This is a genomic window from Mesorhizobium sp. M2D.F.Ca.ET.226.01.1.1 (assembly GCF_004022705.2).
GTDB lineage: Bacteria > Pseudomonadota > Alphaproteobacteria > Rhizobiales > Rhizobiaceae > Mesorhizobium.
This window is the reverse complement of record NZ_RZOY02000021.1, coordinates 32,525-45,586: the sequence shown is the minus strand read 5'-3', so window position 1 is coordinate 45,586 and position 13,062 is coordinate 32,525. Positions and strand designations below refer to the sequence as shown.

General features: G+C 63.2%; 15 protein-coding genes. 11 read left to right on the top strand and 4 right to left on the bottom strand.

Annotated elements, in window-relative coordinates; genetic code table 11:
• Positions 1 to 247: 247 nt before the first annotated feature.
• A complete protein-coding gene (locus EN869_RS31560; protein ID WP_042645892.1) occupies positions 248 to 976 on the top strand; it encodes a helix-turn-helix domain-containing protein in 729 nt (242 codons plus the stop codon).
• Between the two features lie 170 nt (positions 977 to 1,146).
• Here the strand turns inward: EN869_RS31560 and EN869_RS34665 are convergent, their stop codons facing one another.
• The 4 genes from EN869_RS34665 to EN869_RS31535 form a co-directional block, all read right to left on the bottom strand.
• Entirely contained in the window at positions 1,147 to 2,187 is a 1,041-nt protein-coding gene (locus tag EN869_RS34665) for a DUF3445 domain-containing protein (RefSeq protein WP_135857426.1), read from the bottom strand.
• A gap of 9 nt (positions 2,188 to 2,196) precedes the next feature.
• Positions 2,197 to 3,162, bottom strand: a complete 966-nt coding sequence (locus EN869_RS31545) for a PDR/VanB family oxidoreductase (protein ID WP_127230486.1) — start codon at positions 3,160 to 3,162, stop codon at positions 2,197 to 2,199.
• Entirely contained in the window at positions 3,159 to 3,755 is a 597-nt protein-coding gene (locus tag EN869_RS31540; protein WP_127230485.1) for a dimethylamine monooxygenase subunit DmmA family protein, read from the bottom strand. The genes EN869_RS31545 and EN869_RS31540 overlap by 4 nt, the downstream gene beginning before the upstream one ends.
• A 101-nt stretch (positions 3,756 to 3,856) precedes the next feature.
• Entirely contained in the window at positions 3,857 to 4,990 is a 1,134-nt protein-coding gene (locus tag EN869_RS31535) for an aminomethyltransferase family protein (RefSeq protein WP_127230484.1), read from the bottom strand.
• A gap of 296 nt (positions 4,991 to 5,286) precedes the next feature.
• Between EN869_RS31535 and EN869_RS31530 the strand changes: the two genes are divergently transcribed.
• The 10 genes from EN869_RS31530 to glnT all read left to right on the top strand — a co-directional run bounded on the left by EN869_RS31530 (position 5,287) and on the right by glnT (position 13,038).
• On the top strand, positions 5,287 to 5,568 hold the full coding sequence (locus tag EN869_RS31530) for a hypothetical protein (RefSeq protein ID WP_127230483.1): 282 nt from the start codon (positions 5,287 to 5,289) through the stop codon (positions 5,566 to 5,568).
• 17 nt (positions 5,569 to 5,585) lie between these two features.
• The gene (locus tag EN869_RS31525; protein ID WP_095818837.1) at positions 5,586 to 5,963 is read left to right on the top strand and encodes a hypothetical protein; all 378 of its coding nucleotides are present in this window, start codon (positions 5,586 to 5,588) and stop codon (positions 5,961 to 5,963) included.
• Positions 5,964 to 5,999: 36 nt separating this feature from the next.
• On the top strand, positions 6,000 to 6,161 hold the full coding sequence (locus EN869_RS31520; RefSeq protein ID WP_127230482.1) for a hypothetical protein: 162 nt from the start codon (positions 6,000 to 6,002) through the stop codon (positions 6,159 to 6,161).
• A gap of 14 nt (positions 6,162 to 6,175) precedes the next feature.
• Positions 6,176 to 7,582 (top strand): amino acid permease, encoded by a 1,407-nt coding sequence (locus tag EN869_RS31515; protein WP_127230481.1) that lies wholly within the window; start codon positions 6,176 to 6,178, stop codon positions 7,580 to 7,582.
• A gap of 45 nt (positions 7,583 to 7,627) precedes the next feature.
• Positions 7,628 to 8,317, top strand: a complete 690-nt coding sequence (locus EN869_RS31510) for a hypothetical protein (RefSeq protein WP_127230480.1) — start codon at positions 7,628 to 7,630, stop codon at positions 8,315 to 8,317.
• Entirely contained in the window at positions 8,314 to 8,643 is a 330-nt protein-coding gene (locus EN869_RS31505) for a hypothetical protein (protein WP_127230479.1), read from the top strand. The genes EN869_RS31510 and EN869_RS31505 overlap by 4 nt, the downstream gene beginning before the upstream one ends.
• A gap of 84 nt (positions 8,644 to 8,727) precedes the next feature.
• Positions 8,728 to 9,624 (top strand): glutamine amidotransferase family protein, encoded by an 897-nt coding sequence (locus EN869_RS31500; RefSeq protein WP_127230478.1) that lies wholly within the window; start codon positions 8,728 to 8,730, stop codon positions 9,622 to 9,624.
• A 4-nt stretch (positions 9,625 to 9,628) separates the two neighbouring features.
• Positions 9,629 to 10,360, top strand: a complete 732-nt coding sequence (locus EN869_RS31495; protein WP_167498743.1) for a GXGXG domain-containing protein — start codon at positions 9,629 to 9,631, stop codon at positions 10,358 to 10,360.
• 6 nt (positions 10,361 to 10,366) lie between these two features.
• Positions 10,367 to 11,695: an FMN-binding glutamate synthase family protein gene (locus EN869_RS31490; protein WP_040998055.1), complete on the top strand. Its 1,329-nt coding sequence runs from the start codon at positions 10,367 to 10,369 to the stop codon at positions 11,693 to 11,695.
• Positions 11,696 to 11,730: 35 nt separating this feature from the next.
• On the top strand, positions 11,731 to 13,038 hold the full coding sequence (gene glnT, locus EN869_RS31485; RefSeq protein WP_095818845.1) for a type III glutamate--ammonia ligase: 1,308 nt from the start codon (positions 11,731 to 11,733) through the stop codon (positions 13,036 to 13,038).
• Positions 13,039 to 13,062: the final 24 nt, after the last annotated feature.

Sequence of the window (13,062 nt, the reverse complement as noted above, 5' to 3'; positions counted from 1 at the left end):
TTTTGATTTCCCCAGCGAAACAAATTTCACTGAGAGTAACAGTAATTGGCCCTTCGGTGCTGTCAACTGGCCTTGCGCCGAAACAGCGTGGCGCCGAGGTAACTTTCTGCGAAGCTCGGGGGACCAAGTGTCGCAGAAAACGGAACTAATCCGCCACAAGGGCTTGGCGCACCCGTTGCGCTCCTGCATCCGCAACGAATATGTTCACCTAGAGTGAAATAATCAGCAGATTCTCACGGGAGACGATATGACGAAAAAGACTTCCGATCCCAAACCCGGTCGGAGCCCCGTGGCGGTCAAGACCAAGCCATCGCCGAAGGGCATTGGCCCCAACGGGCGCACGATCCGCACGCCGCTGACGCAGAACCCGCACGCCATCCGCGACACGCGCGAGAAGGTGCTGGAAGTGGCGATCGGCCACGAGGTCCGCGCCTTCCGCAAGAAGCTCGGCATCACCGTCGCCGATCTCGCCGCGGCCACCGACATTTCGCTCGGCATGCTGTCGAAAATCGAAAACGGCATCACCTCACCGTCGCTGACGACGCTGCAGGCGCTGTCGCGGGCGCTGGGCGTTCCCGTCACCGCCTTCTTCCGCCGCTTCGAGGAAGAGCACAGCGCCGTCTTCGTCAAGGCCGGCGAAGGCGTCGATGTCGAGCGGCGCGGCACGCGCGCCGGCCATCAGTACAATCTGCTCGGCCACATCGGCGCCAACACCAGCGGCGTCGTCGTCGAGCCCTATCTCATCACGCTGACCGAGAATTCGGACGTGTTCCCGACCTTCCAGCATGCGGGCATGGAGTTCCTGTACATGCTCGAAGGCGAGGTAGTTTACCGGCACGGCAACAACCTCTATCCGATGAAGCCCGGCGACAGCCTGTTCTTCGACGCCGACGCGCCGCACGGCCCGGAAGAGCTGACGCAGCTGCCGATGCGGTATCTGTCGATCATTTGCTATCCGCAGAACAGCGCCGGTTAGTCGGACCGCAGCAGCCCTCTCACCCGGATTGCCAAGGCCGAATTGCAAAGAGCAATTCGGGGCAATCCGACCTCTCCCCGAGGGGAGAGGTGACGGTTGGCGCCGGCGCCGATCTCTTCTCCCCTCGGGGAGAAGGTGGCCGCGAAGCGGCCGGATGAGGGGGAGTCCGTCTAATCCGGCCCAAACCCCGGTGACGTCGGGCTGCCGTCATCCAGCTTCGACAGCCACTCGACCAGCGTCGGCCGGTAGCGCGTCAGGCCTTTGTAAGTTGCGAGCTCTTCCGGGAGGTCGCGGATGACGCGGTGCAGGCGGCGCGCCCATTTCGGCTGCGTGACCAGCTCGTCCATCTTGATCAGGTAGCAGCGGATCGGGAAGACGATGCCGTTGGAGCGCGGCAGCCGCCAGAAGCTCTGCAGCTCGACGCGCAGATGCACCTTGTCGCCGACATTCTCGGGCGTGACGGTCGCGCGGTCCGGACCCCATTTGTGATAATTCTCGGGGCTGGTGTCGAGCCGCGGATTGATGGTCATCGTCCAGTTGAGGCGCCGTGCCGGCTTGCCCTGCTGGATGTTGGTGAGAAACTTCAGCGCACGCGTGAAGATGCCCTTCTCGTGCGCCAGCGGCACCGGCGCGTGCCACTCAAAGAAGTTCATGCCGATGTCGAAATCGAGCGACCAGTCGGCCTGGGTGGTGACCATGCCGGCATCCATCCACAGATTGCCGTCGCGCTGGTCGAGGATGCAGAAATCGCCCTGGCTCTGGCGGGTGATGTATTCCATCGGGCCGTAGGGGAGCGTCGAGGTGTCGCCGAAGGTGAAGGTGTCGTTGATGCCGAGCGGCCGGTTGATCCAGCGCCAGCGGTCGCCATTTCGCTCCAGCGTGAAATGCTCGGGATAGCCGAGCGCCTGCTGCTCCATCAGAAGCTCGAGCAGGTCCCAACCGGCCAGCGTCATGTGCGGCAGGGATTGGCAGCGCAGCGGATCCTCGGCCAGCACCAAGGCGCGGTCCTGCATCTCGGCGACATAGTGCTCGTCGACATCGATCAGGTTTTCCAGCACGCTGCCCTTCGGCCCGACGACATGCGGCTCGATGTTGACCGCATACATGTAGCTGTCTTCGTTGAACGGGAACGGAAAGCGCCGGATGTGGTCGGGGCTGTTCCTGAAGGTGTAGTCGTCGCGAAATGTTTCCTTGCGAAAGGTGATGCCCATTGACGCCTCCTATCTTTCCAGGACCAGCGACTTGCCCTCGAAGCGCGAGACGCAAGGCATGATTTTGCAGCCGGAACGGTGGTCTTCCTCGCTCAGCCAGTGATCGCTGTGGATGAACTTGCCGTCGTAGGAGATCACATTGGTCTCGCATTGGCCGCAGACGCCGCCGCGGCAGAGATAAGGCGGGTCGACGCCGGCGGCTTCGATCGCTTCGAGCAGGCTCTGCTGGGAGCCGACGCCGATCGTCTTGCCGCTGACGGCCAAGGTCACGTCGAAGGGCGCGCCGGGCTGGGGCGCCGCGAAATGCTCGAAATGCACGGTTTCCGAAGGCCAGCCGAGCGCCGCGGCGCGGTCGCGCACCCAGTTGATCATGCCGGCCGGGCCGCAGACATAGAGATGCGTGCCGAGCGGCTGCGAGGACAGCAGCCGATCGAGATCGATGCGCTCGTCGCGGTCGTCGTGATAGAGCTTGACCCGATTGCCGTAGCGTTGCTGGAGCACATCGGCATAGGTGCCGAGCGAGGCCGTGCGGCAGGTGTAGTGCAATTCGAAATTGCCGCCGGCGCCCGCCAGCTGCGAGGTCTGCGCCATGAACGGCGTGATGCCGATGCCGCCGGCCAGCATCAGGTGCTTCTTGGCTCTCAGATCGAGCGAGAAAAGATTGACCGGATAGCTGATCACCATCTCCAGGCCGGGCTTGACCTGCCGGTGCATGAACAGCGAGCCGCCGCGACCGACATCGTCGCGCCGCACCGAGATCGTGTATTCGCGCGTGTCGAGCGGCGAGCCCATCAGCGAATAGGGATTGAGTCTGGTGCGGTCGCCGTCGCGCATCTCGACCACGACATGGGCGCCGCCGGAAAAGGTCGGCAACAGCTCGCCGTCGCGGCGGCGGAAGTGAAAGCGCGTGACCAGGTCGTTGACGGGAACGACGTCGCTGACGACGACGTCGAGCTTGGTGGTGCCTGTGCTCATGGGAAAGCCTCCTCCATCGGAGGGTTCTCCGAGCGATCCTCGGCGTTGATGCACACGCCCTGGAAGGCGGCGAGGCGCCGCGAATAGTGATCGCGCACCAGAAGCAGCAGGCCGCAATGCGAGCAGAGCGCCGGCTGCGTCGTCACATTCTCGGTGATGCCCTTGCAGTGCACGCATTGCATGCGCCGGGCGAGTGAGCCGCGATGCTCTGTCTGCATCGAGGTGTGGTCGATGCCGGCTTCGAGCGCCACCTGCATCGCCTGACCGATCAGGCCCTCGGTGCCGGCGAGATAAATCCGCAGACCCATATGGGCGTTGGTCAGCGTTTGCCGCAGGCGCGGCACGAGGCTGGCAAAGGACGGCGGCAGGTGGAGCTGCGCGGGCTTCAGGGCTTCCAGGGCAGCGATGTGCTTACCCTCCCGGCCTGGAATGAAGACGATCTCGGCACCGTCGAAAAAGCCGGGCGGCGCCTTGCCGGCCATGTCGGTGATCGCCAGCGCGCCTTCGGCATCGGCGATGAAGAGGTGGTGCTTGCCCGGCTGCGGAGACAGCGTTCCGTAAATGGGCCGGCTGATGATCGTCTTGGCTGCCATTCTCTCTTTGATCAGTTGGAGCTTGATCTTTTCCGAAAACCGGTTCCCACTTTCGGGATCATGCTCTGGTGCCTTACAACCCCCTCCCCGCTGATGATGCCTCAACCCTTGGCGGTGCGCTTGGTCTTCTTCGGATCGTCGAACGGCAGCGGCTGCGCCGTCGCCTTGATCGAACCGCTCCTGTTGCGGATCTCGAGCTTGGTGTCCTTGACCGCGCAGTCGACGTCGAGACGGGCGATGCCCATCGATTTCTCGACCAATGGAGAATACATGGCGCAGGTGACCACGCCGACCTTCTTGCCGTCGCGGTAGACCGGCGCACCCTCGTCGGCCGGCTCCTTGCCGTCGAGCAGCACGCCATAGATCTTGAAGCGCTCCTTGCCCTTCAGACGGTAATGCTCCTCGGCGCCGCGGAAGCCGGTCTTGCCGGGGCTGACGGTGAAGTCGAGGCCGAGCTCCCACAGCGTGTCGCCAGGGCCTTCGTTCTCGAACGGATATTTCTGGGAATTGTCGTAAGGGTAGAAGAGCAGGTAGCTCTCGACGCGCAGCATGTCGAGCGTGGTGAAGCGGCACGGGATGATGCCGGCGCTCTTGCCCTCGTCCAGGATGCGGTCCCAGATCGTGCCGGCATCCTGGCCGCGGCAGAAGATCTCGTAGCCGCGCTCGCCGGTGTAGCCGGTGCGCGAGATCATCACCGGGAAGCCGAAGAGCTGCGTGTGCATGTGGTGAAAGTAGTTGAGGTCGCGGATGCCGGGCACATGCTTGGCGAGATAGTCGACCGCGGTCGGCCCCTGCAGCGACAGATCATGCAGATTGTCGTCGAAGCGCAGCGACACGTCACGCCCCATGGCAGCGCGCTGCAGTTCCTCATGGCCGGTGCCGGAGCCGTGCACGACCATCCAGGAGTTGGGGCTTATGCGATAGAGGATGCAGTCGTCGGTGAACTTGCCCGCGTCGTTCAGCATGCAGGCATAGGCCGACTTGCCGGGATAGATCTTTTCGACGTCGCGCGTGGTGGCGAGATCGATGAGGTGCGAGGCATGCGGCCCGGTGATATGGACCTTCTTCAGGCCGGAGACATCCATCAGCCCGGCCTTGGTGCGGATCGCGATATATTCCTCATCGGCGTCCTTGTCGTAGGTCCAGGCGGTGCCCATGCCGCTCCAGTCCTCGAGTTTCGAGCCGAGCGCGCGATGGCGATCCGCCAGGGTCGAGAATCTCCAGGATGCCGTCATCCGATCGTCCTCCGTGCGATTTAGGTCGCTTTAAGCGGTTGCTGTTCCCTGCTCCTGCTTGGTGGCGGAGCTTGGGTGAATATTGACCGCAAACGGCGAGGCGCTGCAATCCCCTTGAAGCAAATAATTTCATTGTCAGGCAAATTTCTTGACTGGGAACAAACGGTTTACGACGCGTAAATGCGGCTTGACAATTCCGGGAATCGGTCGGAATTTATGAAAAAAATTTCACTCTCTAGAAAGAGTGGGCGCCCGGTCGATTTCAGGGCCGGACGTCGCCAGAAGGGGAAAAACCGATGTCCGACCTGCAGCAGCGCGTCGAAGCGCTGTACCGTTCCGACGTGCGTGGATCCGTGCTCCTGATCGTATGCCTGTGGGTAACGATCCTCTTCGTCCTCCTTATGACATGGCCCTACATCCCCGACAGCGGGATCAAGCTCGTGGTGGCAACAGCGGCCGCCGCGGTGCTGATCTTCAATACCGCCGCGATCCTGGCCATGCTCAACCACTACAAGGAAGACAAGGACTTCATCTACGGGCTCGACATCAAGAACGCCGACGCGGCCCGCAACCGTTAATCCTGAGGGGAGAAATCATGGCCCGCTATACCCCGCCGCAGCAGAGCAAGGCTGGACAGATCTTCGACATCGCGGTCGTGGTGGTCGCAATTTTCGTGGCGCTCTGGCTGCCGCTGAAGCTCGGTCTTGCCGGGGCCGCGAAGTCGATCGACCCGCTCGACGCCAAGACCTGGGACGCGCTCGGCCAGAATGCGACCATGGCCTCGATCTGGGAGAAGCTCGGCTACACTCCGGAGACGGCACACGACGTCATCCAGAACCACTTCCACTACATCATCGACTGGCCGACGCTGATCATCATGGCGATCGTGCTGATCGCCTATTTCGTCTTCCTGTTCCGGGCCTCCGACAAGGAATATCGCGAGGTCATCAACGAGAAGTTCGACGACAAATAGATCTTCGACGACGACAAAGAGTCCGGGGAAAACATCATGTGGATGGGACTTTCTTATATTTGCTGGGGCATCTCGGCCGTGCTTGCGGTGTGGATGCTCTACGACTGGTTCAAGGTCGACACGACCTATTCCGAGGACATGCTGACCTCCTCGCGCGAAGGCGAGCTTGAGGCCGTTTCCGAAAAGCACCGGATCTGAGTGGGGACTGAGCAATGACGGCTGCTGTTGATACGGCGCAAACGACGACGATCCATGGCGACAGGGTCTCGTTGCTTCGAGTGCTTGGCCCGGCCCATGTCTGGGCGCTCGGCGTCGGCATCGTGCTGGTCGGTGAGTTCACCGGCTGGAACTTCTCCGCCGACAAGGGCGGCGCGCTCGCCGCGCTGATCGTCTGCTGGATCGTCGGACTGCTCTATACCTCTGTCGCCATGATCGATTCGGAGGTGACGTCCACCGTCGCCGCCGCAGGCGGCCAGTATGCGCAGGCCAAGCACATCGTCGGGCCGCTGATGGCCTTCAACGTCGCGCTGTTCCTGGTGTTTGCCTACACCATGCTCGAAGTGTCCGACGCGATCCTGCTCGGCGACACCATCGTCGCCAAAGCCGGCGTCGAAGGGTTGACGCATAATTCCTTCATCGCCGCCACCATCGTGGTGCTCGCCTGGCTCAACTATCGCGGCGTGCTGATGACGCTGAACGTCAACTTCGTCATCACCGCCATCGCCTATGTCTCGATCGTCATCCTGTTCTTTTCCGTCAGCCCGTGGACGCAAGGCGCGGTGCTCAAGCTCAACGAGCTGGTCACCCCCGGCAACGCACTGCCTTATGGCTGGATCGGCGTGATCGCCGCCTTCCAGTTCGGCATCTGGTACTATCTCGGCATCGAAGGCACCACGCAGGCCGCCGAGGAAGTGCGCTCGCCGGCGCGCTCCCTGCCCTACGGCACGATGGCCGGCATGATCACGCTTCTGATCGCCGCCGCCATGACCTGGTATGTTTGCGCCTCGATGATGCCGTGGGAGTATCTCGGCATCACTTATTATCCGCTGTGGGACGCCGGCAAGCTTAGCGGCAGCCCGCTCTTGGAAAATCTCCTGTTCATCGCGACGTTGCTGTCGGCGCTCGCCTCGGCCAATGGCTGCATCAACGACGCTGCGCGCGCCTGGTTCTCGCTCGGCCGCGACCGCTATTTGCCAAGCTGGTTCTCGGCGGTGCATCCGAAATATCGCACGCCCTATCGCTCGATCCTGTTCCTGCTGCCGATCGCGCTGGCCTTCGCCTTCATCGCCGACCTCAACCAGGCGATCACCTTCTCGATCCTGTCGGGCGTGCTGCAATACACCTTTATGAGCATCAACATCATGATGTTCCGCAAGAAGTGGCCACTGGGCACGATACGCCGCGGCTACACGCACCCCTTCCATCCGCTGCCGGCGATCGTGCTCTTCTGCCTGTGCATGGTGACGTTTTTCGCTATCTTCCTCGGCTTCGGCTCGCAGCTGATCGCGATGACCGTCTTCTATTTCCTGATTTCGCTCTGGTTCCACTTCTACCGCTACAAGTTCGTGCGGCGCGGCGACCAGTTCTCCATGCCATGGCCGAAGCCGCAGGGTTATTGAGTGGAGTGAAGGCCCGCCTTTGACGGCGGGCCGTAGCGTGTCGAGATGTCGGAACTGGCGTCAGTACTGCTTACCGGGGCGATCGCATTGGTGGTCGTCGCCCATATTGCCTGGCTAGGCCGCGCCAGCCGCAACAGGGCGAAGGTAGCCTTGGCCGCCGATATGGCAAATGTTCGCAGCGTCGTTGCGGATGCCGCCGACATTTCCGACGGCACGGCCGGCGTCGTCACCTGGGCCGGTACCTGGAACGGTCAGCGAGTCCAAGTACGCACCATCGTCGACACGCTGGCGACGCGAAAGCTGCCGACGCGCTGGCTTAGCGTTTCGATCACCGAACCGGTCGCGGTGCCGGGCATTTTCGACATGATGATGCGGCCAAATTCGGCAACGACATTCTCCAATTTCGATCATCTGCCGCATATGCTTCCGAAGGTGCTCGGGTTTCCCGCCGACGCGGTGCTGCGCACGGACCGCAAGGGCGTCGCCTTCCCGCAGGATCTGATCGCCGCGCATACCGACATTTTCGCCGAAAATCGCGCCAAGGAATTGCTGATCACGCCGAAGGGCGTGCGCATCGTCTGGCTGTTGGCCGAGGCCGAGCGTGCCCGCTACGGCGTATTCCGGCAGGCCGCGTTCGGCGACGCCGGGATCGATCCCGCTGTGATCGAACGATTGCTCGAGGCGGCGTCGGGCCTGCGCGCAGCCATCAATCGGCGCGAAAGGCAGGCGGCATGACCGACGGACCCGCTTCCTCCTCGCCAGCCAATCCGTATCTCGTGCTCGGCGCGGCGATCGTTTTTCCGGCAAGCGGCCATGTCATGCTCGGCCTGCCGGTGCGCGGCCTGCAGTTCCTGTTCTTCATGGTGATCCTTGGCTGGGTGACGACCAAGCTGGCGCCGGCCGACGCCAGCTTCATCGGCCGCCATGCCGGCGGCTTCCTGATCTATGCGCTGTCGGTCCTCGACGCCTACCGGATCGCGCGCATCCGCCATGCGATCTGGGTTCACAAGGCGCGTCCGGACGGCGACAATGCCGAGGGCGATGCGCCATCGAACATATAACCTCAGGAAAATTTCTTTCATACCATTGAATTAAGCAAAGTCATTCGGTACATCATTTGAGAGCCAGAAACATCGGAGGCTGACATGTGCGGAATCGTTGGACTTTTTTTGAAGGACAAGACGCTGGAGCCGAAGCTCGGCGCGATGCTGTCGGAGATGCTGGTGTCGCTCAGCGACCGCGGCCCGGACAGCGCCGGCATCGCCATCTATGGCGCCGCAACGGGCAATGAGGCCAAGATCACGGTGCAGTCGCCGAGGCCCGACCGCGATTTCCGCGGCCTCGACGCCGAACTCGCCAAGGCGATCGGCGCACCTGTGAGCGTCGCGGTCAAGTCCACCCACGCCGTCATCCGGACCACACCGGACAGGGTCGACGTCGCGCGCGAAGCGCTGCAGACGCTCAGACCCGACATCCGCATCATGGGCGCCGGCGAAGCGGTGGAGATCTACAAGGAAGTCGGCCTGCCGGAAGCCGTCGTCGACCGCTTCGACGTGCGCTCGATGACCGGCACACACGGCATCGGCCACACCCGCATGGCGACCGAATCGGCGGTGACGACGATGGGCGCGCACCCGTTCTCGACCGGCGCCGACCAGTGCCTCGTACACAATGGCTCGCTCTCCAACCACAACAATGTGCGCCGCGAGCTGGTGCGCGACGGCATGAAGTTCGAGACCGAGAACGACACCGAAGTGGCCGCCGCCTATCTCTCCAACCGCATGGCGCATGGCAAGAATCTGGGCGAGGCGCTGGAAGGCACGCTTTCGGACCTCGACGGCTTCTTCACCTTCGTCGTCGGCACCAAGAACGGCTTCGGCGTGGTGCGCGACCCGATCGCCTGCAAACCGGCCGTGATGGCCGAGACCGACCAGTATGTCGCCTTCGGCTCCGAATATCGCGCGCTCACCAAGCTGCCCGGCATCGACAATGCGCGGGTCTGGGAGCCGGAGCCTGCAACCGTTTACTTCTGGGAGCATTGAGCCGATGCCGGCAAACACAATGTCGAAAGCCGAGCGCGATCAGGGCCATGCGAGGGTGTTCGACCTCTCGCAGCATTCGCTGCGCGAGTTGAACCAGGCGCTGCACAAGCTCACGCCCGGCTCGAACGAAACCGCCTGGGAAGTGCTCCACCCGAAGGGCAGCCATTCCGTTGCCGTCGGCGTCGACCAGCCGGTCACCATCGATGTGCGCGGCAGCGTCGGCTACTACTGCGCCGGCATGAATGACGGCGCCACGATCACCGTGCATGGCTCGGCCGGTCCTGGCGTCGGCGAGAACATGATGTCGGGCTCGATCGTCATCAAGGGCGACGCCAGCCAATATGCCGGCGCCACCGGCCGCGGCGGGCTGCTGGTCATCGAGGGCAATGCTTCGTCGCGCTGCGGCATCTCGATGAAGGGCATCGACATCGTCGTGCACGGCAATATCGGCCACATGTCGGCCTTCATGGCGCAGTCCGGCAACCTCGTGGTTCTCGGCGACGCCGGCGATGCGCTGGGCGATTCCATCTACGAGGCGCGGCTCTTCGTGCGCGGCAAGGTCGAAAGCCTCGGCGCCGACTGCATCGCCAAGGAGATGCGGGCGGAGCATTTGGAGTTGGTGCAGGGCCTGCTCGACAAGGCCGGCGTCACCGGCGTCAAGGCGTCGGAGTTCAAGCGCTACGGCTCGGCCCGCAAACTCTACAATTTCAACATCGATAACGCCGACGCGTATTGAGGCAAGATGACCTACCGCAACCCGCCGACGACGCCGCGCAAATCAGCGACCTTCGACGACTACACGCTTTCCGAAATCCGCCGCGCGGCCGCGACCGGCATCTATGACATCCGCGGCGCCGGCGCCAAGCGCAAGCTGCCGCATTTCGACGACCTCCTTTTCCTCGGCGCCTCGATCTCGCGCTATCCGCTCGAGGGCTATCGCGAGCGCTGCGACACCTCGGTGGTGCTGGGCTCGCGCCATGCCAAAAAGCCGATCGAGCTGAAGATCCCAATCACCATCGCCGGCATGAGCTTTGGCTCATTGTCCGGTCCTGCCAAGGAAGCCCTGGGGCGCGGCGCCACGCTTTCCGGCACCTCGACCACCACCGGCGACGGCGGCATGACCGAGGAAGAGCGCGGCCATTCGAAGACGCTGGTCTACCAGTATCTGCCGTCGCGCTACGGCATGAACCCGCGTGACCTGCGCCGCGCCGACGCCATCGAAGTGGTGGTCGGCCAGGGCGCCAAGCCCGGCGGCGGCGGCATGCTGCTCGGACAGAAGATCTCCGACCGCGTCGCCGAGATGCGCACGCTGCCCAAGGGCATCGACCAGCGCTCGGCCTCGCGCCACCCCGACTGGACAGGACCCGACGATCTCGAAATCAAGATCCTCGAGCTGCGCGAGATCACCGACTGGGAAAAGCCGATCTACGTCAAGGTCGGCGGCGCCCGCCCCTATTATGACACCGCGCTCGCGGTGAAGGCCGGCGCCGACGTCGTTGTGGTCGACGGTATGCAGGGCGGCACGGCCGCTACCCAGGAGGTGTTCATCGAGAATGTCGGCCAGCCGACGCTTGCCTGCATCAGGCCGGCGGTGCAGGCGCTGCAGGACCTCGGCATGCACCGCAAGGTGCAGCTCATCGTCTCCGGCGGCATCCGCAACGGCGCCGACGTCGCCAAGGCGCTGGCGCTCGGCGTCGACGCGGTGTCGATCGGCACGGCCGCTCTGGTCGCGCTCGGCGACAACGATCCGCGCTGGGAAGCGGAGTACAATGCGCTGGGCACCACGGCCGGCGCATATGACGACTGGCACGAGGGCCGCGACCCGGCCGGCATCACCACGCAGGACCCTGAATTGATGAAGCGGGTCGACCCGATCGCGGCCGGGCGGCGCCTTGCGAATTATCTCAAGGTGATGACGCTGGAAGCGCAGACGATTGCGCGTGCCTGCGGCAAGAACAGCCTGCACAATCTCGAGCCCGAGGATCTCGTCGCGCTCTCGATCGAAGCCGCCGCCATGGCCGGCGTGCCTTTGGCCGGCACCAACTGGATACCGGGGAAGAACGGCTTCTAAGACAACTTCCAGGATCACATAAGCGAGGAACTACAATGGGGAACGATCTCGCCGCATTCGCCAAGGAAAACGGCGTCAAATATTTCATGATCTCCTACACCGACCTGTTCAGCGGGCAACGCGCCAAGCTGGTGCCGGCGCAGGCGATCGCCGACATGCAGAAAGATGGGGCGGGCTTTGCCGGCTTCGCGACCTGGCTCGATCTCACGCCGGCGCATCCGGACATGCTGGCGGTGCCGGATCCGGATTCGGTCATCCAATTGCCCTGGAAGCCCGAGGTCGCCTGGGTGGCGGCCACCTGCGTGATGGACGACAAGCTCGTCGACCAGGCGCCGCGCAACACGCTGAAGCGGGTGATCGATGAAGCCGCCCGCGACGGCATGCATGTCAAGACCGGCGTCGAGGCCGAGTTCTTCCTGATCTCGCCCGATGGCAAGGCGATCTCCGACGAATACGACACAGCCTCGAAACCCTGCTACGACCAGCAGGCGGTGATGCGCCGCTACGACGTCATCGCCGAGATCTGCGACCACATGCTGGCGCTGGGCTGGGGTCCGTACCAGAACGACCACGAGGACGCCAACGGCCAGTTCGAGATGAACTGGACCTTCGATCACGCGCTGGCGACCGCCGACAAGCACTCCTTCTTCAAGTTCATGGTCAAGTCGATCGCGGAGAAGCATGGCCTGCGCGCGACGTTCATGCCCAAGCCTTTCCAGGGCCTGACCGGCAATGGCTGCCATGCCCATATCTCGGTGTGGGACGAGACCGGCAAGACCAATGTCTTTGCCGACAATTCGGAAGAGCTCGGTCTCTCCGCCAAGGGCAGGAACTTCCTCGGCGGCATCATGAAGCATGCCTCGGCGCTTGCCGCGATCACCAATCCGACGGTCAATTCCTACAAGCGCATCAACGCGCCGCGCACCATTTCGGGCGCGACCTGGGCGCCGAATACCGTCACCTGGACCGGCAACAACCGCACCCACATGGTGCGCGTGCCGGGACCCGGACGCTTCGAGCTGCGTCTGCCCGATGGCGCCGCCAACCCCTATCTTCTGCAGGCGGTGATCATCGCGGCCGGTCTCGACGGCATCCGCTCCAAGGCCGACCCCGGCAAGCGCTACGACATCGACATGTACCAGTTCGGCCATACCGTGACGGATGCGCCGAAACTGCCGCTCAACCTGCTCGACGCGCTGCGCGAATTCGACAACGACAAATCGCTCAAGGCGGCGCTGGGTGAAGAATTTTCGTCGGCATATCTAAAGCTGAAGCAGCAGGAATGGAATTCCTATGCTTCGCACTTCACGCAGTGGGAGCGCGACCACACGCTGGACATCTGACGTCCAGCGTTGCGGGTGAGCGGC

Bases quoted from the DNA above. Each gene is read 5' to 3' on its own strand.
- EN869_RS31560 (WP_042645892.1), top strand. From the start codon at position 248: ATGACGAAAAAGACTTCCGATCCCAAACCCGGTCGGAGCCCCGTGGCG.
- EN869_RS34665 (WP_135857426.1), bottom strand. From the start codon at position 2,187: ATGGGCATCACCTTTCGCAAGGAAACATTTCGCGACGACTACACCTTC.
- EN869_RS31545 (WP_127230486.1), bottom strand. From the start codon at position 3,162: ATGAGCACAGGCACCACCAAGCTCGACGTCGTCGTCAGCGACGTCGTT.
- EN869_RS31540 (WP_127230485.1), bottom strand. From the start codon at position 3,755: ATGGCAGCCAAGACGATCATCAGCCGGCCCATTTACGGAACGCTGTCT.
- EN869_RS31535 (WP_127230484.1), bottom strand. From the start codon at position 4,990: ATGACGGCATCCTGGAGATTCTCGACCCTGGCGGATCGCCATCGCGCG.
- EN869_RS31530 (WP_127230483.1), top strand. From the start codon at position 5,287: ATGTCCGACCTGCAGCAGCGCGTCGAAGCGCTGTACCGTTCCGACGTG.
- EN869_RS31525 (WP_095818837.1), top strand. From the start codon at position 5,586: ATGGCCCGCTATACCCCGCCGCAGCAGAGCAAGGCTGGACAGATCTTC.
- EN869_RS31520 (WP_127230482.1), top strand. From the start codon at position 6,000: ATGTGGATGGGACTTTCTTATATTTGCTGGGGCATCTCGGCCGTGCTT.
- EN869_RS31515 (WP_127230481.1), top strand. From the start codon at position 6,176: ATGACGGCTGCTGTTGATACGGCGCAAACGACGACGATCCATGGCGAC.
- EN869_RS31510 (WP_127230480.1), top strand. From the start codon at position 7,628: ATGTCGGAACTGGCGTCAGTACTGCTTACCGGGGCGATCGCATTGGTG.
- EN869_RS31505 (WP_127230479.1), top strand. From the start codon at position 8,314: ATGACCGACGGACCCGCTTCCTCCTCGCCAGCCAATCCGTATCTCGTG.
- EN869_RS31500 (WP_127230478.1), top strand. From the start codon at position 8,728: ATGTGCGGAATCGTTGGACTTTTTTTGAAGGACAAGACGCTGGAGCCG.
- EN869_RS31495 (WP_167498743.1), top strand. From the start codon at position 9,629: ATGCCGGCAAACACAATGTCGAAAGCCGAGCGCGATCAGGGCCATGCG.
- EN869_RS31490 (WP_040998055.1), top strand. From the start codon at position 10,367: ATGACCTACCGCAACCCGCCGACGACGCCGCGCAAATCAGCGACCTTC.
- glnT (WP_095818845.1), top strand. From the start codon at position 11,731: ATGGGGAACGATCTCGCCGCATTCGCCAAGGAAAACGGCGTCAAATAT.